25 protein-coding genes are annotated in these 21757 nt (G+C 39.5%); 13 read left to right on the top strand and 12 right to left on the bottom strand.

Features of this window, described 5'->3' with window-relative positions; all coding sequences use genetic code 11:
• Positions 1–69 precede the first annotated feature (69 nt).
• The 5 genes from HCCG_RS12225 to HCCG_RS12215 all read left to right on the top strand — a co-directional run bounded on the left by HCCG_RS12225 (position 70) and on the right by HCCG_RS12215 (position 1704).
• Positions 70–225 (top strand): hypothetical protein, encoded by a 156-nt coding sequence (locus HCCG_RS12225; protein ID WP_002957131.1) that lies wholly within the window; start codon positions 70–72, stop codon positions 223–225.
• 13 nt (positions 226–238) lie between these two features.
• Entirely contained in the window at positions 239–370 is a 132-nt protein-coding gene (locus tag HCCG_RS12855; RefSeq protein ID WP_268257958.1) for a hypothetical protein, read from the top strand.
• A gap of 286 nt (positions 371–656) precedes the next feature.
• Complete coding sequence (locus HCCG_RS12220; protein ID WP_002957128.1) at positions 657–797, top strand: hypothetical protein; 141 nt, start codon at positions 657–659, stop codon at positions 795–797.
• Positions 798–917: 120 nt separating this feature from the next.
• The gene (locus tag HCCG_RS08675) at positions 918–1202 is read left to right on the top strand and encodes a hypothetical protein (protein WP_002957127.1); all 285 of its coding nucleotides are present in this window, start codon (positions 918–920) and stop codon (positions 1200–1202) included.
• Positions 1120–1704: a hypothetical protein gene (locus tag HCCG_RS12215; RefSeq protein ID WP_133247153.1), complete on the top strand. Its 585-nt coding sequence runs from the start codon at positions 1120–1122 to the stop codon at positions 1702–1704. Before HCCG_RS08675 ends, HCCG_RS12215 begins: the two co-directional genes overlap by 83 nt.
• Positions 1705–1754: 50 nt before the next feature.
• On the opposite strand, the gene HCCG_RS12210 is transcribed toward HCCG_RS12215, so the two are convergent.
• Positions 1755–1928 carry a hypothetical protein gene (locus tag HCCG_RS12210; protein ID WP_015453279.1) on the bottom strand — a complete coding sequence of 58 codons (174 nt, stop codon included), beginning with the start codon at positions 1926–1928 and terminating at the stop codon, positions 1755–1757.
• 25 nt (positions 1929–1953) lie between these two features.
• Between HCCG_RS12210 and HCCG_RS08665 the strand changes: the two genes are divergently transcribed.
• Complete coding sequence (locus tag HCCG_RS08665; protein WP_015453280.1) at positions 1954–2235, top strand: hypothetical protein; 282 nt, start codon at positions 1954–1956, stop codon at positions 2233–2235.
• 186 nt (positions 2236–2421) lie between these two features.
• Complete coding sequence (locus HCCG_RS08660) at positions 2422–4671, top strand: heavy metal translocating P-type ATPase (protein ID WP_230197937.1); 2250 nt, start codon at positions 2422–2424, stop codon at positions 4669–4671.
• A gap of 3 nt (positions 4672–4674) precedes the next feature.
• On the opposite strand, the gene HCCG_RS11715 is transcribed toward HCCG_RS08660, so the two are convergent.
• The 6 genes from HCCG_RS11715 to trpS all read right to left on the bottom strand — a co-directional run bounded on the left by HCCG_RS11715 (position 4675) and on the right by trpS (position 11657).
• Positions 4675–4938 (bottom strand): class I SAM-dependent methyltransferase, encoded by a 264-nt coding sequence (locus HCCG_RS11715; RefSeq protein ID WP_002957122.1) that lies wholly within the window; start codon positions 4936–4938, stop codon positions 4675–4677.
• Positions 4892–5518, bottom strand: coding sequence for a class I SAM-dependent methyltransferase (locus HCCG_RS08655; protein ID WP_002957121.1), 627 nt, complete (start codon positions 5516–5518; stop codon positions 4892–4894). Before HCCG_RS08655 ends, HCCG_RS11715 begins: the two co-directional genes overlap by 47 nt.
• Positions 5519–5603: 85 nt before the next feature.
• The gene (glnA, locus tag HCCG_RS08650; RefSeq protein ID WP_014666389.1) at positions 5604–7043 is read right to left on the bottom strand and encodes a type I glutamate--ammonia ligase; all 1440 of its coding nucleotides are present in this window, start codon (positions 7041–7043) and stop codon (positions 5604–5606) included.
• A 101-nt stretch (positions 7044–7144) separates the two neighbouring features.
• The gene (locus tag HCCG_RS08645) at positions 7145–9736 is read right to left on the bottom strand and encodes a PEP/pyruvate-binding domain-containing protein (protein WP_002957119.1); all 2592 of its coding nucleotides are present in this window, start codon (positions 9734–9736) and stop codon (positions 7145–7147) included.
• On the bottom strand, positions 9733–10578 hold the full coding sequence (locus HCCG_RS08640) for a phosphatase PAP2 family protein (protein ID WP_002957118.1): 846 nt from the start codon (positions 10576–10578) through the stop codon (positions 9733–9735). Before HCCG_RS08640 ends, HCCG_RS08645 begins: the two co-directional genes overlap by 4 nt.
• Before the next feature lie 56 nt (positions 10579–10634).
• Entirely contained in the window at positions 10635–11657 is a 1023-nt protein-coding gene (trpS, locus tag HCCG_RS08635; RefSeq protein WP_002957117.1) for a tryptophan--tRNA ligase, read from the bottom strand.
• Positions 11658–11907: 250 nt separating this feature from the next.
• Between trpS and HCCG_RS08630 the strand changes: the two genes are divergently transcribed.
• The 5 genes from HCCG_RS08630 to rpoD all read left to right on the top strand — a co-directional run bounded on the left by HCCG_RS08630 (position 11908) and on the right by rpoD (position 17069).
• Positions 11908–12468, top strand: a complete 561-nt coding sequence (locus tag HCCG_RS08630; RefSeq protein ID WP_002957115.1) for a pyruvate flavodoxin oxidoreductase subunit gamma — start codon at positions 11908–11910, stop codon at positions 12466–12468.
• 15 nt (positions 12469–12483) lie between these two features.
• Positions 12484–12888: a 4Fe-4S dicluster domain-containing protein gene (locus HCCG_RS08625; protein ID WP_002957114.1), complete on the top strand. Its 405-nt coding sequence runs from the start codon at positions 12484–12486 to the stop codon at positions 12886–12888.
• A 9-nt stretch (positions 12889–12897) separates the two neighbouring features.
• A complete protein-coding gene (locus tag HCCG_RS08620) occupies positions 12898–14118 on the top strand; it encodes a 2-oxoacid:ferredoxin oxidoreductase subunit alpha (RefSeq protein ID WP_002957113.1) in 1221 nt (406 codons plus the stop codon).
• A gap of 12 nt (positions 14119–14130) precedes the next feature.
• Positions 14131–15078, top strand: coding sequence for a thiamine pyrophosphate-dependent enzyme (locus tag HCCG_RS08615; RefSeq protein WP_002957112.1), 948 nt, complete (start codon positions 14131–14133; stop codon positions 15076–15078).
• Between the two features lie 119 nt (positions 15079–15197).
• On the top strand, positions 15198–17069 hold the full coding sequence (gene rpoD / locus HCCG_RS08610) for an RNA polymerase sigma factor RpoD (protein ID WP_002957111.1): 1872 nt from the start codon (positions 15198–15200) through the stop codon (positions 17067–17069).
• Positions 17070–17303: 234 nt separating this feature from the next.
• Here the strand turns inward: rpoD and HCCG_RS08605 are convergent, their stop codons facing one another.
• On the bottom strand, positions 17304–17834 hold the full coding sequence (locus HCCG_RS08605) for a hypothetical protein (protein ID WP_002957109.1): 531 nt from the start codon (positions 17832–17834) through the stop codon (positions 17304–17306).
• Positions 17835–18079: 245 nt separating this feature from the next.
• Between HCCG_RS08605 and rpsO the strand changes: the two genes are divergently transcribed.
• The gene (gene rpsO, locus HCCG_RS08600) at positions 18080–18352 is read left to right on the top strand and encodes a 30S ribosomal protein S15 (RefSeq protein ID WP_002957108.1); all 273 of its coding nucleotides are present in this window, start codon (positions 18080–18082) and stop codon (positions 18350–18352) included.
• A 30-nt stretch (positions 18353–18382) separates the two neighbouring features.
• Here the strand turns inward: rpsO and HCCG_RS08595 are convergent, their stop codons facing one another.
• From HCCG_RS08595 to rpsF, 4 genes are all read right to left on the bottom strand, one after another.
• Positions 18383–20341 carry an MMPL family transporter gene (locus HCCG_RS08595; RefSeq protein ID WP_034548444.1) on the bottom strand — a complete coding sequence of 653 codons (1959 nt, stop codon included), beginning with the start codon at positions 20339–20341 and terminating at the stop codon, positions 18383–18385.
• A 147-nt stretch (positions 20342–20488) separates the two neighbouring features.
• On the bottom strand, positions 20489–20743 hold the full coding sequence (gene rpsR / locus HCCG_RS08590; protein ID WP_002957106.1) for a 30S ribosomal protein S18: 255 nt from the start codon (positions 20741–20743) through the stop codon (positions 20489–20491).
• A 26-nt stretch (positions 20744–20769) separates the two neighbouring features.
• Positions 20770–21324 carry a single-stranded DNA-binding protein gene (locus HCCG_RS08585; protein ID WP_002957105.1) on the bottom strand — a complete coding sequence of 185 codons (555 nt, stop codon included), beginning with the start codon at positions 21322–21324 and terminating at the stop codon, positions 20770–20772.
• An 18-nt stretch (positions 21325–21342) separates the two neighbouring features.
• The gene (rpsF, locus tag HCCG_RS08580) at positions 21343–21753 is read right to left on the bottom strand and encodes a 30S ribosomal protein S6 (RefSeq protein ID WP_002957104.1); all 411 of its coding nucleotides are present in this window, start codon (positions 21751–21753) and stop codon (positions 21343–21345) included.
• Between the last annotated feature and the right edge of the window lie 4 nt (positions 21754–21757).

The raw sequence follows: 21757 nt of genomic DNA, 5'->3' as shown, positions 1-21757 counted from the left end.
CAGTAATTCTAAATAGATTCCAAAGGAGACATAATATAAGATTCTAGTAGTGTTGGCAATAATAGTGGTATGCGTTGTAAAAGCATAGTAGGTGATTTTGAGAGCAATCCAACAGGGCTATGCGAATATATCAGCAAATCTGTCGATAGCTTTTACAAAGGCAGTGAATGGGAGAGTGTATGGGGAGAGATGAGCCAATGCGATCCACTTAGTAAAATCGGCTGATGCTATAAGCAAAGTGCGATACAAAACTCTTAGCAAAGATTCTAAAGAAATTTACTTTCGCTCTCACAAGAGGCTAGATTCTAGCACTTGTGAGATGTCAAGTGATAAAAGCAAAGTAGGCACTCTAAGTGAAATCTACTCGTGATTTAAAAAAAAGGGGGATTTGATTGTGAGAAGCAGAGCTTAAGCAAGGTTGAAAAAGGCATTTGTAATAGCTTTTATACTCTGCGTGGAGCAATGAGCAAAGTTCTATGATTAAAAAAGAGCAACTATAATGGCTAAAAAAGCGTAATATAAAATGCAACAATGCAGAAACTAGCAAAGATCTTTTAGATTATTTATATATAGAGACAGGTCATCGCATAGGAGAATTGCACGAAATGATAGACAAATCATAGCAAGTAACGCTAGAGCTAGTAAGCCCCAGATATGTGCGAAAAATCTATGAGAATCCAAGTCTAAAATCCTCTGTGCTTTATACAAAGATTCTAAATAGTGGGAGTGAAAAAGAGACTATGGGGCGATACTACTTCTACCAAAATCTGTCAATGGCTTTACAAAGATTATGCTGATGTTAAATGGGATAAGAAGCAGGATAGTGCAAAATAATAGCAGACTAAAATGCTAATATTTGTTACGAGTAAGATTATAAAATCTAGCTTATAATAACACAAATGCAAAAGGGGTGAAAAATGTCGTTACAAAATCTTTGCATGCAAAGGGAGCTGTTTCTAACACAATATGCAGATATAGAAGAATCTATACAAACCTTGCGTGAGTTGTATAAAGACAATAATAAAAAGCTTGTGGTTATTGAGAGTTTTGATAAGTATATGAGGCAGAAATATAAAGTCTTTGCTGATTTGCAGGATATGGATAATAAAAGGCAGAAAATTGATGAGCTTGATAGGCAGATATTGCGCTGTGCGTGTGGTGTTGCAATACATAAAAAAGGAATCTCAAGCAACACAAGATAAGTTAGGGGTAACAAAAAGACTTTTACAGGAATTGCAGATTCACTATGATACACAAGAGTTTATTGAGTCGCTTAAAGGTGTGCGAAAATATGTAAGCAAGCATTTATCTTTGCTTATTTGGATTCCAGCTGTCATTGGGGCATTGATTTTGATGTGTTATTTTGCTTTTAATGCTCAATATTTACCAACTATCAGCAAGGATAGTGTGCTGTATTATATTTTTGCTACGACTATTTTGGGCGTTTTTATTGCTTTTGCGATGGGTATATTTTTTCTTTGCCCTATATCTATGCTATTCATCTTATATTTTATGATAAGCCAAGACCAGAAAAATGGGCAAATATGGCTTTTGGGGCTATTGCTGTATTGCCAACATTTGGTTTGTTTGTGTTTATGTTGCTTTATTTGTTTGATATTCAGCTTGGTTATAAATTTTTTGCATTTGCGATATGCTCCATTGTTCTTTATGCTTTACTTGTCCGTATTTGTCTTGCAAAGCTAGATTATCTTAATTTTGAAAAGATAATGCTGTTTGTTACATTGTCTTTTATATTAATGTGTGCTTATCTTATGATAGTGGCTTGGATCATTAGATTTGATTCTGCTATGCAATCCATAGATTTTATTGTTGTTTCCATTCTTATTGTTTGTTACTCTATATTGTTTGTGGGGGGCTTTGGCATCTACTCGTTTTAATTTGGTAAAGTTTTCATTTGTAATTGGCATTTTATGCCTAGTAGTTATACCTTTTTTGTTAAGCTCCTTTATTGTAAGCAAACTCCACATAGGCAAATACACAGCAAAAGAGCTTATTTTCACACAAGAAACCGCAGATTCTATCGCTCTATGTCAGCCGACACAGGGGGCAAATAACACGCTTACAATTTCTAATGTAAAGGTTGTTTCTTCGCTTGGAGAGTATATACTCTTTGAATGTAGCGGTGCAAAAGAACGCCGAAAAGTCCCAACGCGATTTTTGCTAGGGGAGATATTGCAATCAAATGCAGACGAAGATAAAAAGCAGATTCAATAAGAAAATCAATAATGGGTTTATGATAGCCTATTAAAAGCTGACTTGATTGTTGTGTTTGGATAGGGCAATAATGATTCTAGAATCCTTAATACATATACCCCCTATATGTATATTTACAAATATGTGGAATAATGCCTAAAAATTGATACCACGATATGAATAAAAAAGGCATTGCAAATGGATCAAATGGATAGACAAATAAAAATGACACAGCACACAGGACAGACTCAAGCATTTTTAGCAGATGATGAATATTTAACACAGGATAGCACTTTAGCAAACCCTACATATAAAGACTATACGCTTTCAATCTCTGGGCTTGATTGCCCAAGCTGTGCTTCACGCATAGAAGATTCCCTAAACGCCCTGCCACAAGTGAGTAAAGCAAATGTTGATTTTAGCACCAACACACTCTATCTCTCAACAAGTGATTTAAATCTTGCTATATCTACAATTCACACCATTGAGCCACAGGCTAGGCTCACTTCGCCCCAAGATTCTACATTTGTAATTTCCACGCAAACGCCACAAGCACAAAAGGGCTTTGTATTTTTAGAATCTGCATTTATTCTCACACTTATAGGGATTTTTGGCTTATGTATGGGGGCGTTGCACTTGACAACTTTTGGGGAGCAGAATGCCCCCTATGTATATGGAGTTTTAGCTCTTTTATATCTCACCGCTGGTAAGCCTATTTTTTTAAATACGCTGAGTAATCTTAAAAACAAAGTCATTTTTGATGAAAATTTTCTTATGCTTTTTGCCACGATTGCGGCATTTTGCTTAGGCGAGATAAGTGAAGCGGTGGCGGTTATGCTGTTCTTTCGCTTAGGAGAATTTTTAGAATCAAGGGCAGTGCAGAAGTCTAAAGATTCTATAAAAGCCCTTTTGCAAGTCATTCCCACAATCGCACATAAAAAAACAATAAATGCGGAAAATGGCGAGATTTTAACCGATTTACACCCAAGTGAGCTAAAAGTGGGGGATTGTATAGTGGTGAGAGTGGGGGAAAAGATACCAACTGATGGTGTGGTGTTGCAGGGGAAAAGCTACCTTGATATGCGTTCAATTAATGGCGAGAGTGTGCCAATTAGCGTGGATTCTGGGCAAAATGTCATTGCCGGGGCGATAAATACAAGTGCGGTTTTAGAAGTGCGTGTGGAAAGGGTGTTTGAAGATTCTCACATTGCTAAGATTGCTAAACTCACACAAGAAGCAAGTGCCAATAAGGCAAAAACGCAAAAAGCCATTACAAGCTTTGCTAGAATCTACACGCCCATTATCTTTGCCTTAGCCTTGCTGATTGCTTTTGTGCCTCCGCTTGTGCTTGGGGGTGATTCTACCTTATGGCACGAGTGGATCTATCGTGCGTTGGTGGTGCTGATGATAAGTTGTCCGTGTGCGTTAGTCATCGCCGTGCCTTTGGGGTATTTTGCCTCTATTGGTTATGCAAGTAAGCTAGGCGTTTTGTTTAAAGGCTCAATCCATTTAGAATCTTTATCGCAAGTGAAAAATATGATTTTTGATAAGACGGGGACTTTGACTTTGGGGAATTTTGAGGTATTAGAAGTTGTGCCAAATGGGGAGTATGATAAGGATTTTCTTATCTCTTTGGCTGTATGTGCGGAAAGTCAATCCACTCACCCCATCGCTCAAAGTATTGTAAAACTTGCTCAAACACAAAACAATGCGTGGCGTATAGAATCTTATGAAGAGCTAAGCGGGAGGGGTGTGATTGTGCGTTGTGAAAAGGGGGAGATTCTAGCTGGGAATGAAAGGCTAATGAAAGAAAAGGGTATTCAATTTACTCCGCAAGACATAGGGCTTACAATGGTGCATATCGCGTATAATGGCGTGTATGTGGGGTATATAAGCGTTGGCGATAGGCTTAAAAATGATAGTGTAGAATCTATACAAGCCCTTAGGCGATATGGTGTGGAGCATTTTGCGATTTTGAGCGGGGATAGTCAAACGCAGGTCAATAGAGTAGCAAAGGAGCTTAATATTCCCTATGCGTATGGGAATCTTTTGCCACAGGAAAAAGCACAAAAGCTCGTGGAGCTTATGGGGTGTTGGAGTGGAAAAACTGCCTTTGTAGGCGATGGGATAAATGATTCTATCGTGCTAAGGCGGAGCGATGTGGGCGTGAGTATTAACACGGGCGAGGGTGGGAATGATATAAGCAAAGAGAGTGCGGATATTATTTTGCAGCAAAATTCCTTGCAGAGCTTGGTGAGTGCTTTGAAAATCGCTCAACACACACGCAAAATTACTTGGCAGAATATCAGCTTTGCCCTTGTGAGTAAGCTTTTTTTGATTGTGCTAGGGGTTGTGGGTGTGGCGAATATGTGGCTAGCTGTCTTTGGCGATGTGGGCGTAGCACTTCTAGCCTTGCTGAATGCTAAACGCCCCATAGATATAAATAAGAGAAACTAACTCTTACTGCTGTTTGCGTCTAAAATATAGTCCGCTCCAGCACAAAGCGGATATATCTCTGTGAAAAGGTATGTTTGAGCCATCAAATGGGTCTTTCCACTCATCATATAATTCATAGCCCAGATCGTTGAAGAATCCGATAAATTCATCACGATTAAAAATATAAAGTGGTGTGTAGAATTGATTGAGTGCGTTTTGAAGTGTTACATAGGTTGGGGTTTTATCTTGTAAGGGTAGGCGTGTGAGTAGTATATGTTCTATCCCCACCCCCCGTTAAATATTCTCTTAATGTTGTATAAACATTTTCCAGATAGAATAATGCACCTGATGAAAGAAAAATATTGCAATTTTGCTCTTGTGGGGTTAGAGACATAATCTTTTCATCTAGCTTTGATATAAAGTGTAGATTCTTAGCTCCTAGCTCTGCTGTAATGGCTCTGCCAAGCTTAACATTGTGCCCTAGCTCACATACACGCCATAGTGGCTTGTGATGAGTGTGGCTTACATAGGCAAAATAATGCCGTCCTTCCCCGCCACCAAAGTCGCATATATTAGGTGTGATACCATTTTTGATTTGTGAAGAGATAATTCTATCAAGCCAAAAGAATACGGGATATTCTGTATCCACCATAGGTGTAGGTTTTGAGTAGAACTTGATAAATGCTTGAGTACCTTGAGATTTTACATCATTGTAGCCTAAGCCCCTTTTTTTGCTATGTTTTGGTATAGCTTTTGTGGCAGATTTAAAGCCATCATACACACCACGAAACGCAATAAAAGCATAAGGAAAATATATGTAGCGATATATATCCTTAACAAAATTGAGTATGTTCCTAATTATACTCATAGAAAACTCCTTGTGTTTAAATTTTGCAACATAAAGTTGCTTGGTGGATTATAACACAAAGGTAATTGTTTTCTAGTGTAAGATTCTAACAACTATAAGTCGTTAAAAACTCAAATGGGTGGGGGCGGGCTTCCCAAGGCCAGATTTCAGTTTCAAATTTATAAGCTTTGTAGGTTTGGATAAACTCTTCGCTAAATACGCCGCCCTCCTTGAGATATGCTCTATCAACAAGCATTTCTTCAATGGCGTGGCGAAGTGTGTGAGGTAACTGCTTAATGCCTTTTTCTCTAATCTCATCTAATGTTAGTTCAAAAAGATTTATCTCCATTGGCTCACCGGGTTCAATTTTATTTTTAATCCCATCAATCCCTGCGAGCAGCAAACTTGCAAAGGCAAGATAAGGATTTGCCGAGCTATCAGGGAATCTAAACTCCATTCTTTTAGCTTTCTCACCGCTGTTGTAAGGGATTCTAATACTTGCAGAGCGATTTTGTGCGGAGTAAGTTAAAATGCTTGGTGCTTCAAAGCCCGGGATTAGGCGTTTGTATGAGTTTGTGCTAGGATTTGTAAAAGCAGCTAACGCCCTTGCGTGTTTAAGCACACCGCCTAGAAAATGCAATGCCATATCACTTAAACCTTGATAAGAATCTCCAGCAAAGAGATTTTTGCCATCTTTCCAAATGCTGATATGCACGTGCATTCCGCTGCCATTATCGCCATACAAAGGTTTTGGCATAAAGGTTGCAGTTTTGCCATTTAAATGTGCTACCATTTTGACAACATATTTAAGCTTTTGCACATTATCAGCCGCTTCTAACATATCACCAAATTTTACGCCAATCTCCCCTTGCCCCTGTGCCACTTCGTGATGCACGACAAAGGTTTCTAGCCCCACTTGATTTAGCACCTTTACCATTTCTGCACGCAAATCCACCATCGTATCCACAGGAGCTACGGGAAAGTAGCCACCCTTAGTCCCGGGGCGATGTCCCATATTCACACCACCTTCAAATTCTCTAGCACGATTCCACTCGCCCTCTTCAGAATCTATCTCATAGTATTGGCAATTCACCGCATCTTTTATCTTAATAGAATCAAAGACGAAAAACTCATTCTCTGGTCCATAATACGCCACATCGCCGATTCCACTCTCTTGTAAAAATTTCATCGCCCTTTTTACAATGCTTCTAGGGCATTTTTCATACGGCTCATTTTTATAAATGTCCCAAATATCGCAAAACACCACCACCGTTGTATCCGCAGTAAAAGGATCGATAAAATATCGCACCGGATCGGGTATAAGAATCATATCCGATTTATCCACACTCTGCCACGCAGGGATTGAGCTACCATCAAAAGGCACACCTTCAAAGCTTCCTTCATCAATCGCATTTCGTGAAAAGCTCACGTGATGCCACACGCCCTTAATATCGCTAAACCTAAAGTCTATAAACTCCACTTCATTTTCATCGCAGAATCTAAAAAACTCCGCCACTTTTGTCTTATCTACGCTTACTCTACTCATTTTTGCTCCCTTTATCAAAATGTGCGGATTATAGCACAAGTAAGTAAAATGACTTTGTGCTACTTTCTAGATTCTTGCTTTGTATGCTTGTGAAAATCTCTCTAGCGGATTAGAATCTCCACCTTGCCATTATTACCATTCACGCGGATTCTATCGCCATTTTTGAGAATCTGCATTACATTTGGCACAGCCATAACGGCGGGGATTTTCATCTCTCTAGCGGTAACCGCTCCGTGCGAGAGTGCGCCACCACTTTGGGTTACCACTGCTTTGGCATTGTAAAAAAGTGATGTCCAAGCGGGATTTGTGCTTTGGGCTATAAGAATGCTCTGTGGGATAAACTTGCCAAAGTCTTCGCTCCCACGCACGATAAACACCTCCCCCTCCACTATCCCCGCACTTGCTGGGATACCTTGCAGAATATCGCTGGATTCTATATGTGAGCAGTTATCCGCAGTAGAATCTAAGCAATCTTGTGTGGAATCTAGCTCCCATTTTGGCGTTTTAGCGGCATTTTCTAAATAGGTTTGTTTATTTTGAGTGATGTGGCTTTTGAGTTGTTTTTGTGAGATTTCGCCCTTGACAAAGGATTCTAGCGAGGCGATATTAGCAAAAAATACATCAAAATTTTCACTCACAATATCCAAAGCCTTAAGTCGCTCACCTAAGACATACACGCCTTTACGCACAATAGGGGTAAGTCGCGTTGTTTGATAATGCTCTTCATCATCTAAAATCGTATAAGTTTCAACAAGCTCTAAAAACTCATGCAAAAACAGCTCAAGCTCCACACTTTGGCTTCCCACAAGGGATAGAATCTGCTTTTTAGCTTGATATTTTTTTGCCACAATATCACTTGCTTTGGGTTGGGGTGAAGTGCTAAGAAGTTTAAGTGTATCAAGCACGACATCTATGGCTTCACCCCAAGTGGGAATGTAGGCGTCAAACTCCACTTCGCGATGTCCGTGATTGTGTAAAAATGTTTGTAAGCTTTGAGAAAATGCCCCAAAATCCCGCAATAGATTCTGCTCTATAATGCTTTTAGAATCTGTGCTATGGAGCAAATCATACAAGCTTTGATTATTTTTTATCATACAAGCGAGTTTGAAAAGCTCATCATTCACAAGGCTTGTTTTGGTGTTATCCGTGGTGGTAAGCAGTGTAAAAAGGCTTTGGGCATTTGTGCTATCAATAAGCTTAAGCAGGGCAAATAGAATCTTATAGAGCATAGCTTGAGTAATGGAAATAGCGATATTTGGCTTAAAATACTCTGTGCCAACTCGCACGATTTGCCCTATAAACTCCCATACTTCTTGTAAGTTTGCATTGCTTAAATCCTGTGCTTTTAACGCTCCTAGCTCTTGGAGATATGTGGCTAAATCACGATGCCATAGCTTTGGCAGGGTTTTTATAGATTCTAGCTTATTTGTGAGTGAGGGCAGGGCTTGTATGAGTGAATCTAAATCAGTAAAGGGCAGTGTATTCTGCCCCATATACAGATTGATCGCATTTTGATTGCCATAGATGTAGTTATCAAACATAGCAAACCACTTGCCCTGCATAGGCGGCAGTCCTAAAAGCTTAAAGGAATAATCAAGCGAGATGTGAAACGCCCTATCTACATAGTCCCAAGTGAAAGGGCTTAGTGCCTTTGGGTATCGCTCCGCAGACTCATCTCTGCTCCAACGCGGCGGGATAGTCGTAATGGGGCGAGATTGCAAAAGGTAGAGATTGTCATCTACAATCGCCCATTCTATATCTTGTGGAAAGCCATAAAATCGCTGTAAGGCAAGGTTTAGTGAAGCAACTTGCGTAATTTCTTTTTCACTTAGCACTGCTATATCAGCAAAGGCAGAATCTATATGACATTCCATTGTGCCTTGCGTAGAATCTTGTGAATCTTTTAAATCCTGTGGGCTTTGGGGTGAAGCTTTATCCTGTGGAGCAATGCAATCTTGTGTGCAGTGTGTGGGAAAAATGCCTTTGGTTTTATGAGCGATATGGCTAGATTCTATTTTCTGCTCTAAGGTGTTAAAGCGATATTCATCAACATCAAACTCCCCGCCTACGACACTTTCCCCTAAGCCATAATTGGCGTTAATCAGCACTTCATTAAGGTTGCAAGTAATGGGGTTTATAGAGAAGCTCACGCCTGATTTTTGGCTTGACACCATTGTTTGCACCACTACCGCCATTAATGCGTCTTTGTGGGAAAATCCAAGCTCACAACGATATGCAATAGCACGGGTATGCCAGAGCGAGACAAAGCATTCTTTGATTTTTTGCTCAATCATCTCTAGTCCAACGCAGTTTAAAAATGTATCGTGTGCTCCAGCAAATGCTCCGGCATTTAAATCTTCAAGTGTGGAAGAAGAGCGAACACTAAAGGCTTGTTGTGGGCTAAAGTGAGTTAGGGCAGATTCTAGCTCTTTGAGACAAGAGGGCGGCAGGGGAAGAGTGAGTAAATGCTCTTTGTATTGCGTGGCTTTAGATTCTAAAAGGGCTAAGTCATCGCTTGGAAAAGATGGAATTTCATTGGCGTTTGATAAAAAGGCTTCATAAGCTTTAGTAGTGATGATAAAGCCCTGTGGCACAGCAAATCCCACTTGAAAGACTTTGGCTAGACTTGCCCCTTTGCCTCCACTTAGTGAAAGCTTTAAAGCCTCCTTGTCGCTAAAATGTAAAAGATTCATTTTCTCCCCCTTGTGTTGAGATGTGTGCTAAGATAGAAAGGCAAAATGCAGATGATAGCTAGGGAAAATCCCGCAAGGCAGTCAATCACATAATGATAATGCAAATAAATGGTAGAAATCCATAAAAACACGCTTGGCAGGAGCCAGATTTTAAACTGTGTGCGTGAAAAGGCAAAATTATACAGCAGGATAAAAAGCGAGATTCCACAATGCAGACTTGGAAAGACATCAGTTAAGTTACTGCCTAGCGTGTAATGCTCCGCAAGGAGCGGGTAGAAAAAATAGCCTTGCGGAGCGGTAAGCTCATCTTGTAAAAAGGCATAAGGACCGATAGCAGGGAGAAAAATATAACCCAAAAAGCCAATGGCATATACACTCATAATGCCTATGAAAAACCTTGCTGAAGGCTTATAGAGCAGATAATAGATAAAAAAATACAGCAATTCAAACAAAAAAAGCAAATAAAAAAAGCTAAAAAAATCATCAAGTAAAAGTGAAAGGCTAGAGTGCGAGTAGGAAAAGAGTTTGCCTAGATACTCTCCACAAAGCCAAGTATCAAGCCCATAGAGCAAAGAATCTACCTTGCCTTGTGGATTGATAAGTGGCGAAATATCCCTTAAACTTATAAATAGCACATTCATTAGCACGATATAGAATCCAAACCGCACGATAAAGGCTGTTATGCGTGTGTTGAGCAGCACAAGAAGTATAAGGGCAAGTATAAAAGACAGGCTTGTGCCTGTGTGGCTAGAATACACAAGCCTTGTAGCGATAATGCCAAGTAGGATAAACCATAAATATTCGTGGAGTAGCATTCTTTTGGGTTGAGCGAGTTTTGACATTTTGTTCCTTCAATACAAGCTTGATAAGCATTTCACAGATTTCATAGATTTTGCCATTACACTAGCCCGACAAGTTGTTTGGCTTTATCATAAGTAGCCTTGGCAATGGGGCGGATAGAATCCGCACTGCTATCAAGCACACTTTGGATATAGGCTTTATCTTGGCTGATTTTGGCATAAGCTTCTTGAATAGGACGCAAAGATTCTACCAATACTTCGGCAATGGCGGATTTAAGATGTCCATAGCCCTTGCCTATAAATTCAGATTCTATATCGTGGCGACTTTTTTGCGTGAAAATCTCATAAATGCACAAAAGATTATAAAGCCCTGAGCGACTTTCATCAAAGACAATTTCAGTTTGTGAATCTGTAATGGCTTTTTTGATTTTTCGTGTGATTATATCTGGGCTATCAAGCAGGAAAATCGCGTGATTTTCGCCTTTGGCGGATTTACTCATTTTAGAATGTGGGTCATCTAGCCCCATAATCCTAGCACCAATTTTAGGGATTATAGGCTCTGGAATCCTAAAGCACTCGCCATACTCGCGGTTAAAGCGGATAGCGACATTACGCGTTAGCTCTAGGTGCTGCTTTTGATCTTCGCCCACAGGCACATTGTGAGCTTGATAGAGCAGAATATCTGCTGCCATAAGGGCTGGATAGTTAAACAAACCGACATTAATATTTTTTGAATTCTTGTTTGATTTATCTTTAAACTGCGTCATACGACTCATATCGCCCATAGGAATATGGCAGTCTAGAATCCACGCTAATGCCGGGTGCTCATCAATTTGACTTTGGATAAAAAGGCTTGATTTGCTTGTATCAATCCCGCAGGCAAGTAGGATTCCAGCAAGTTCAAAGGTTTTTTGTTTCAATTCGGCAGGGTTTTGACGCGTGGTAATGGCGTGGGAATTGACAATGCAAAAGATGTTTTCATACTCATTTTGTGAGCTTACCCATTGCTTGATTGCTCCTAGATAGTTGCCAAGGTGGATATTGCCGGTGGGCTGAATGCCTGAAAAAACGCGTTTTTTAGATTCTATCGTGTGAGATTCTCTCTGTGCTGTGTCAGTCATAAGATTCCTTAATGTTGTGAGATGATAAAGATTATCAAGGCGGTATTATAGCCTAAAATCTTAGCGTGAAAAGTTGTGTTTATAGCAAAAAAACTGCCTAAATTTTGGTAAAGTTTTTCTTTACGAAAATGTGTAGAATCTCCCCCTTTTTTCTTTATATAAAATTAAAATGTTTCAAAATGACACGATTATTTAGCATTGCTGTGCTAGAATCCCCACACAAAATCCAACAATGGAAGGAGATATAAAGATGCTTGAAATTAGATGGCATTCTCGTGCTGGGCAAGGTGCTGTAACAGGTGCGAAGGGTCTAGCCGATGTAATCGCAGGGACAGGCAAAGAAGTGCAGGCATTTGCGTTTTATGGTTCAGCCAAACGCGGTGCATCAATGACGGCGTACAATAGGATAGATTCTGAGCCGATTTTAAATCACGAGAAATTTATGAATCCGGATTATATTTTGGTGATTGACCCGGGCTTGGTGTTTATCACAAATATTTGCTTGTATGATAAGCCTTCTACAAAATACATCATCACTACGCGTTTAAGCAAGGAAGAGCTTATAGAGAAAAAGCCAGAACTTGCGACAAAGAAGCTTTACACACTTGATTGTATTCAAATCTCTATTGATGCCATTGGTAAATCCGTGCCAAATGCACCTATGCTTGGGGCATTGATGAAAGTTTCAGGTATGCTTGAGATTGATTATTTTTTAGAATCTTTTTCAAAAGTGCTTGGCAAGAAGCTTCCTCAAAAGGTGATTGATGCGAATAAGGTGGCGATTAGACGAGCTTATGAGGAAGTCAAATAACATAAAGGAGATTTTATGGAAAAGTTAAAAGATTGGGATCAATTTGAAATAGGCTCCGTGCTTTTTCCTTTTAAAAAGGGTGTAGATGGGGCGATGGAGCTTTATAAATGCGAGAGAACTTATAGTGGCGATAGCTCATTTACTGATAGTGTGGCACATTGGCGTGTGGAAAAGCCTGTGCATAATAGCGAGATTTGCATTAACTGCTTTAATTGCTGGGTATTTTGCCCTGATGCGGCTATTTTGACAAGTAATGATAAGTTAGCTGGGGTGGATTATGTGCATTGCAAGGGTTGTGGTGTTTGTGTAGATGTATGTCCTACAAATCCTAAGTCTTTGCTTATGTTTAATGATCACAAGGATAATGATGAGGCATTAAGAGAGTGGCCCCAAAAGCAACCTAAAAAGACAGAAGCATAGGAGGAGAATATGGCAAAAGTAATGGAAGTAAGAGATATTGAAGTATGGGATGGGAATATGGCTGCTTCCCAAGCGTTGCGTCAAGCTCAAATTGATGTCGTGGCAGCCTATCCTATCACGCCTTCAACGCCTATCGTGCAAAATTATGGGAGTTTTGTGAGTAATGGCTACATTGATGGTGAGTTTGTAATGGTAGAATCTGAACACGCGGCGATGAGTGCGTGTGTGGGGGCTGCAGCTGCTGGTGGGCGTGTAGCCACAGCGACTAGCTCTCAAGGCTTTGCTTTGATGGTTGAGGTGTTGTATCAAGCGTCTGGTATGCGTTTGCCTATCGTGCTAAATCTTGTCAATCGTGCCTTAGCCGCACCACTTAATGTTAATGGCGATCATTCTGATATGTATCTTAGCCGCGATACAGGCTGGATAAATCTCTGCACATACAATCCCCAAGAGGCGTATGACTTCAACCTTATGGCGTTTAAAATTGCTGAAGATATGCGTGTGAGAGTGCCGGTAATTGTAAATCAAGATGGCTTTATTTGCTCTCATACAGCACAATCTGTGCGACCTTTTAGCGATGAGGTGGCATATAAGTTTATTGGTGAGTACATCTCACATAATCCTATGCTGAATTTTTCTAATCCTATTACCTATGGTGCGCAAACTGAAGAAGATTGGCATTTTGAGCATAAGGCACAGCTACATAAGGGCATTATGGATTCACATATTGTGATTAATGAAGTGTTTGAAGCATTTGAAAAGCTAAGTGGGCGTAAGTATAGCCTTGTTGAAAGCTATGACTTAGAAGATGCGGAGGTGGCGATTGTCGCACTTGGCACAAGTGTAGAATCTGCGCGTGTGGCAGCAAAAGAGGTGCGTGAGCAAAAGGGCATAAAAGCTGGTGTGCTATCTATCCGCTCTTTGCGTCCCTTTCCATTTAAAGAAGTTGGCGAAGCGATGAAGAATCTTAAAGCGATGGCGTGTTTGGATAGAAGTTTGCCTGCTGGAGCGCTTGGAATGTTATTTAATGAATTTTCAGCAGCAGCTCTTTCAGCTGGGGCACACCCTATAATGTCAAACTATATCTATGGGCTTGGCGGACGCGATTTGACACAAGCACATTTAGAGGGTATTTTTGCTGAACTTGATGCAAATGCAAAGGCTGGTAAGCTTACCCACCCACTTCAGCAAATGCTGGGCTTACGCGGACCTAAGATGAGCTTTTTTTAAAAGGAGAATGCAATGGTAAAAGAAGTCAAGAATCTAAAAGAATTTCAAAAATCATCAAAAAAATTTGAAGGTGCACATTTACTTTGTCCGGGCTGTGCACACGGAATGATTGTGCGTGAGGTGCTAAGTGCGGTTGATGGACCTATTATTTTAGGAAACTCAACAGGGTGCTTGGAAGTGTCAAGTGCGGTATATCCACATACAAGCTGGGATGTGCCGTGGATTCACATAGGTTTTGAGAATGGCTCTACGGCAGTGGCTGGAGCTGAAGCGATGTATAAGGCTTTGGCACGCAAGGGGCGATATACTGGAGAAAAGCCAAAATTTGTAGCTTTTGGTGGTGATGGGGCGACTTATGATATTGGGTTTCAATGGATTAGCGGTTGCTTTGAAAGAGGGCACGATATGACTTATATCTGCCTTGATAATGAAGTTTATGCGAATACCGGTGGGCAGAGAAGTGGCTCTACTCCGCTTGGTTCAAGCACTTCAACAACCCCTGCTGGAAGCTCAAGCTATGGTAAGAAAGAAAAGAAAAAAGATCTGCTTTTTATTATGGCAGCTCACGGCTCTCCGTATGTCGCTCAAGTCGCACCCAATAAGTGGAAAGATATGAATAAAAAAATTAAACGAGCCATTGACACAGAGGGTCCTACTTTTATTAATGCAATGAGTGCCTGCACCACAGAGTGGCGATTTGAATCTAATAAGACGGTTGAAGTGAGTGATTTGGCTGTGGATTCTCTCGTGTTCCCATTGTTTGAGATTATTCATGGTGTGGAGCTTCACATTACATATCGCCCAAGAAATGTGATTCCTGTGCGTGATTATCTTGGCGCACAAGGGCGATTCAAACATCTTTTCAAGCCTGAAAATGAGCATATCATTACACAATTCCAAAAAGATGTAGAAGCGCGTTGGGAATATCTCCAAAGACGCGAAGAAATCAACCCCAAATAATCCCCAATCCCTAATCTTTAGGATTGGGGAGAATTAAAAGTCTTAATCAAAGATTTATGCAATTTTAAATACAATTGCCGATTTTATTTTCCACTATTTCACTGCTAAGGATACAATAAATGTCAGAAAAATCCGAAAAAATAGGCAAAAAATCAAAAGAAGTTAATGCAGAACTAGAAAATCTTTTTAAAGAAGAGGATAGCGATTATATCACTTATGAGAAAATCGCACAGATTATGCTCAAAGCCCCAACAACAGCACAAGTCAAAAAAATAAAAGATTTAAGTAAAAAGTATAAAAAACAGCTTTTAAGCTCATCTGAAGTAGCAAAAATGCTGAATACCAAAGAGCAGATTCAACGCCAAGCTGATAGAAAAAAGCTACTCAATGAAGAGCTTGAAGATGAATTTGATTTTATGAAAGACAAGGAGCTGTTAGAGTGGAGTAGAAGTGATAGCCCTGTAAGAATGTATCTGCGGGAGATGGGACAGATTCCATTATTAACAAAAGAAGAGGAAGTAAGCCTAAGTAAGAATATAGAGCTAGGTGAGAATACCATACTTGATGCGATTTGCTCTGTGCCGTATTTGATTGATTTTATTTATGACTATAAAGATGCGTTGATTAATAGAGAGAGACGCGTAAAAGAGCTGTTTAAAAGCTTTGATGATGAGGAAGAAGAGGGCGAAGAGGAGGAAGAGGAGTTTGATGCTGTTGAAGAGGAGGAGAACTCACGCAAGGCAAATTCCAAAAAAGATCAAAAGAGAATTGAAAAGGTAATGGAGAGTTTTAAAGTACTTGATAAGGCTAAGAAGGATTGGCTCAAAGTGCTCGAGACGCCCATTAGTGAAAGTGAAGATGAATTAGGGCATATTTTGTTGCTCTCCCACAAAAAGCATATTTTGAAAATGAAGCTTTTGGATTTGGGACCTACAAGTAAGCTTATTAATGAGCTTGTAAGAGCTATGGAGAATAGCTTAAAAAGTGGCGATGGCTTTGAGCGTGAATTAAAGCGTTTGGAATATAAACTGCCATTATTTAATGACACGCTTGTGGAAAATCATCAAAAGATTCTTGCTAATATTACCGCGATGAGTCGCGATGAGATTGCCTCAATGGTGCCAGAGACGACTATGGTTAGTGTGTATATGGAGCTTAAGAAGCTTTTTCAAACAAAAGAGGCAAGTGAGGGGGGCTTTAACCTAGAGCCAGAAAAGTTAAAAGAGATTTTAGAGCAAATCAAACGTGGAAAGTCCATTTCTGATAAAGCAAAGGCAAAAATGGCAAAGTCAAATCTCCGCCTTGTTGTGAGTATTGCCAAGCGTTATACAAATCGTGGGTTGCCTTTTTTGGACTTGATTCAAGAGGGGAATATTGGGCTTATGAAAGCTGTGGATAAGTTTGAGTATAAAAAGGGCTTTAAGTTTTCTACTTATGCGACTTGGTGGATTCGCCAAGCTATCTCTCGTGCCATAGCCGATCAAGCACGCACAATTAGAATCCCTATCCATATGATAGAAACGATTAATAGAATCCACAAGATTATGCGTAAGCATATACAGGAAACGGGTAAAGAGCCAGATATTGAGTATATTGCTAAAGAAGTGGGATTGCCTATTGATAAAGTCAAAAATGTGATTAAGATTACAAAAGAGCCAGTAAGCCTTGATGCACCTATTGGGAGCGATGATGATGGGAAGTTTGGGGATTTTGTAGAGGATAAAAGCTCTGTTGGTCCTATGGACTATATCCTTAAAGAGGATTTGAAGGTGCAAATTGATGATGTGCTAGAACAGCTTAATGATAGGGAAAAGGCGGTTATCCGTATGCGTTTTGGATTGCTTGATGATGAGAGCGATCGCACACTAGAAGAGATTGGCAAGGAGCTAAATGTTACCCGTGAGCGTGTGCGACAAATAGAATCTAGTGCGATTAAAAAGCTCAAACACCCAAAAGTAGGCAGAAAATTAAAGAATTATATTGAAGAGTAGGTAGTTGTTTTCATTGAGGGTATTACTACTCTCAATGAAATTGAGTATTTAGTTGGGTTAATGGACAGCTATCATACACACTAAAATAGAAAGATATAGCGTATATTAATGGTGTGTGTTCTATCTTTTAACTCAAATCGCCCAGTGGCACCTGTGTAGATATTGGTTGCTGTTGTGTCAAAAATGGTGCTAGGTAGAATTGCCACTCGTGTAAAAAACTCTAAACTATGCCTGTTAGCAAATAATTTCCTTATTCCTAGATTTGCCCATAGGTTTATAGCCTATTTTGTGGTTAATATATACATCACGATAGTTGTTAATCGTATTGCCACCAAAAAAATTAAAGCCAACGCCTAATCCACCAAATACATCAAGATAATGCTTAATGTTGTAAAGTACATCAAAATTAAAACCTATTTTAAATGTGCTAATGTCCCACTGACCGGGATAATTTACTAAGATGTAATCCAAACTTGTATAGTAACGAGCTGAGAAATCGCTTTCAGGCATTTGTGTTTCTTGTCCTATATAAAACCCATAATTCAATCCATTACCACTATCTGTAAAAAGGGTTACACCGCTGCTTGTTATTGAACTCATACCATATCCTAAGCTTGCACCCACAAAGTAGCGATGTTTTATTTCTATTTCGTGCTTTGATTGTTCTTTTTTGGTGTTTGCTTGAAGAGATTCTACAGAATCTGAAGCAGAAGTAACCCCCAAAAAGACTAAAAACATCCATATGTGCCACCTAAAAATATTCATAATCAAACCTCCAAAAAGTATTTTTTGAGATTGCGATTTTACCCCCCCCCCCCCCCGTATTTTAGATTAAAATACGGGATAAGTTGAAAATTTTGATATACAAATTGAAAAAAAAGTAAAAATTTTACAAAATAATAAAAAAGTATGATTTTAAAATGGAGGTTGATTTGGAGTTGCTTTTAACTGATATTTAGTTTATTACGATACAATCCACCCTTTATTTTATACCAATCAAGGAGGTCATTATGGCTTTAGATACGGCGAAAAAAAAGGAAATCATTGCAAAATTTGCAAGAGATGGTAAGGATACAGGCTCAAGTGAGGTGCAAATCGCACTGCTTTCACAGAGAATTGCGGATTTGACAGAGCATTTAAAAGCAAACCCAAAGGATCATTCAAGTCGCTTGGGGCTTTTGAAGCTTGTAGGACAGAGAAAATCACTTCTAGCCTACCTTAAGAAAACACAATATAATCGCTATGCCAAACTCATTGGTGAGCTAAAACTCAAAGATAGGTAGCGTTTTTAAGATTCTAGCCTTGATTTTAGACTAGAATCTTTCTCCAAATCTTCCAAACACAAGCAGAATTAACATACAACACATACCGCCAAAAATCACTTCTCCAAAGGAATTAAGTGCCTTGGTTTGTGATAGGATTAGAATCCCAAAACTCGCCCCGGTAGTTAAGGCTGAAAAGACAATAGCGTGGTTTGTGCGTGGATTTTCTCCCTCTTTTATCGCATAGATTCCATAATCTACACTTACTACCACAAGGATAAGCAACGCAAAAAGGTGCATCATATTAAATTCACTATGACTCGCAACAACACAAAGTGCCACACTCAAAGGAAAAAGCACAAATCCCACTGCGTGAAAAAAATCTTTTCTTAAACTAAGGGACAGAGAGAGAAGCATAAGCCCTAGAGCAAGGCTCAAAACAAACATCATAGGCTTATAAATAGAATCTGCAAGATTATCCATAATGCTTTGTAAAGAGCGTGTTTCAAGCATAAGATCAGATTCTAGAATCTGCTTTTGCTCTGCTGCATTCCATAGCTTAAGGTTGCTGTTTGAATTTGTTTTTAATGCTTCAAGGAGCGAAGTGGCGTGCTTTATCTGCTCTTGTGTCATATTTACCAAAAGATAAAAATGCTTTTCTTGCGTTTCTCCCTGCTTTTTATTAAAAGTTATATTTAGCCCTTCGCTAAGAAGTCCTCGCACAAAGAGCATAAGCCCTTGAGGCTCTCTAGCTTGTAGCAAAACTTGTGGTGTATCGTTGTGAAGTCTTTCAAAAAATGCCCTTTGTTCAAGCATTTGCGTGTTGTGATAGTCAAGCTTAGAGAGATCAAAATCAAGCCTTGTATGCCAAGCGGCGTAAATAAAGCCAAGAAAGGCTAGGAGCAAAAACACAAAAGAGGGTATGTAAGGCTTTCTTAAATGATTGATAAAAGAAAAAAGCCTAGGGGGATTTAAGCCCAAATGCGGATAGATAAAAGCAAAACTCATATAAGCAATACTTAAAGAAATCATCGCGTATAGGGCAAGTTGAGCTAAAAGCGGAAAAGGGATAAACAAACACGCCCCAAAGCCTAGTATTGTGGTAATGTAGCCATAAAACACGGCACGATTAAATATTGCTTTTTTCCGTGCATAAAGCCCAAAAAAGTGATGGTGCATCATATAGTCAATGGCAATATTTGAAATCCCCATACCAAAGCTTAATGCCATAATCGTAACCTTTGGATACACGCACAGCACGAGCAAAATGGCAATGATATTAGCAAGAATAAGTGTGCAAATGGTGTGAAAAGTCAAAAGCGGTATGCGGAGAATCACAAAATACAGCACAATAAATACAAGCGATGCAAAGCCTAAAAGAAATTTGACTTCTTGTAAAATCAAGCCTAGATTCTCCACTCGCATAAAATCAGCGGAAAAATATCGCATATCCGTATAGCTAGATTCTAACTCTTTGAAGCTTTGGAGTGTGCCTTGAAGCTCTGTATCCTCAAGGCTACGCAATTCCACAAGGGCGTAAAATCCATAATCTTTGGCAATAAGGGGTGAGCGTGAATCTTGTAAAATTTGTGGCGTTTGCGAAGTTTGGAGCGTTTGCAATATAGGGGTAAAAATTTGAGTAAAATCTAAGTCTGCCTGTGAGTTTGAATCTGGGGTAAGGAGATATGAGCTAGGGTTGGTTAAAAAGTCATAGAGTTGTTGCTGCTGTGAGGAGCGGAATTGCGAGATGGAAGCGACATTGGGAATTTTTTCAACCTGTGAAAGAAGTGTCTCAAATCGCTTTTTTGAAGATTCATCAAATCCACGCAAAGCTAAGGGGACATATTTTGAGTTTGCAAAATGTCTGTGGGCTTCAATCAAGGCTCTGTTATCATTATCTGGGAATAAATCAAGCACCTCTTGACTTATCCTAGAAGAATCTACAATCCATAAAAAAATGCCAAAAATACAGACAAAAAGTATTAAGTGTAGCGAGACAGATTTGTTCATTGTTAAGCCTTGGAATCTAAGAGAATGCAAAGTAAGTATTATAAAACCTTTGCTATAAGAGAAAGCTAAAGTTATGCGAGAAAAATGAAGAGATTATGCTGCAAAAGCAGCTATGTGAAAGATTCAAAGCCCTTTCACATCGGCAAATTAGATTTTAAAAGGATTTTCAACCACCTTTTTTCTATCTACAATATATGGAATAAGTGCCATATGTCTTGCCCGTTTGATAGCTACTTCCACACGTTCTTGCCATCTCTTTGTGTTGCCTGTCAAGCGTCTTGGCATAATCTTATATCGCTCTGAAAGTGAATGCTTCAGCATTTCCACATCTTTGTAGTCAATAAACTCAAGCTTAGTTTCAGTGTATCGGCAGTATCGTTTTGAGTATTTTTTCTTTTCCATTTGAGTCTCCTTACCAAAAATTATGCTTAGAATGGGAGGTCTTCATCATCAATATTGATTTCAGGGATATTTTGAGAATAGCCTCCCGCTGCTTCTCTCCCACCGCCATAAGTTTGTGGCTGATTATAGCCTTGAGGATTGTATCCTGCATTTGGATTATTATATCCACCATTGTTTGTGGTGTTTGCAGGATTTGCGGAGTAGGCATTATTATATCCCCCTCCATTCTCGCTATACGCACCACTTTCGCCCATAGATTTAGAATCTAGCATTTGCATACTTTCAGCTGTGATGGTGTGTTTGCTTTTTTTAGCTCCACTTTGATCGGTCCAAGATTCAAAGCTTAATCGCCCTTCAATGAGAATCTTACTCCCCTTTCTTAGGTATTGATTTGCCACTTCCGCACTTCGCCCAAAAAGCTTCACATCAACAAAGCATACTTCTTCGCCTTGCGAACCATCTTGCTTTTTATATCTCCTATTGCTTGCCAATCCAATAGTCGCTAGAGCACTTCCGCTAGGCAAGTATCGTAGCTCTACATCTCGTGTGAGATTTCCCATCATAATTACCTTGTTATACATCTAGCGTCCTTTTGTGTGTTAGGCTTGTGGAGATTCTTGTGTGTCTGCCTTTGGGGTTTCCTCTTTTTTTGGCTTTGTAGCTTTTGCTTCAGGCTTATTATTTGCCTTATTGACAAGCGATTGCCACGCATTTTGCTCTTTTTTGCTCTCATACTTAATCACAATAAATCGCAAAATTTCTTCATTAATGCGGTAATTTCGCTCAAGCTCCAAAATCAAGCTAGGCTCTGCTTTGAAGTAGATAACAAAATAGTATCCGCGTTTATTTTTTTTGATTTCATAAGCAAGATTCCGCATACCCATATCAAGGCAGGTTTCAATCTCGCCACCATTTTTTGTAATAACTTCTTTGAAAAAATCAATTCTTGCCTTGATTTCTTCTTCAACAAGTGTCGGTTTGAGAATAAACATCGTCTCGTAGAATTTCATTATG

Source organism: Helicobacter cinaedi CCUG 18818 = ATCC BAA-847, from assembly GCF_000155475.1.
Classification (GTDB): Bacteria; Campylobacterota; Campylobacteria; order Campylobacterales; family Helicobacteraceae; genus Helicobacter_C; species Helicobacter_C cinaedi.
The sequence above is the reverse complement of the archived record's forward strand: the minus strand, read 5'-3'. Positions and strand labels throughout refer to the sequence as shown.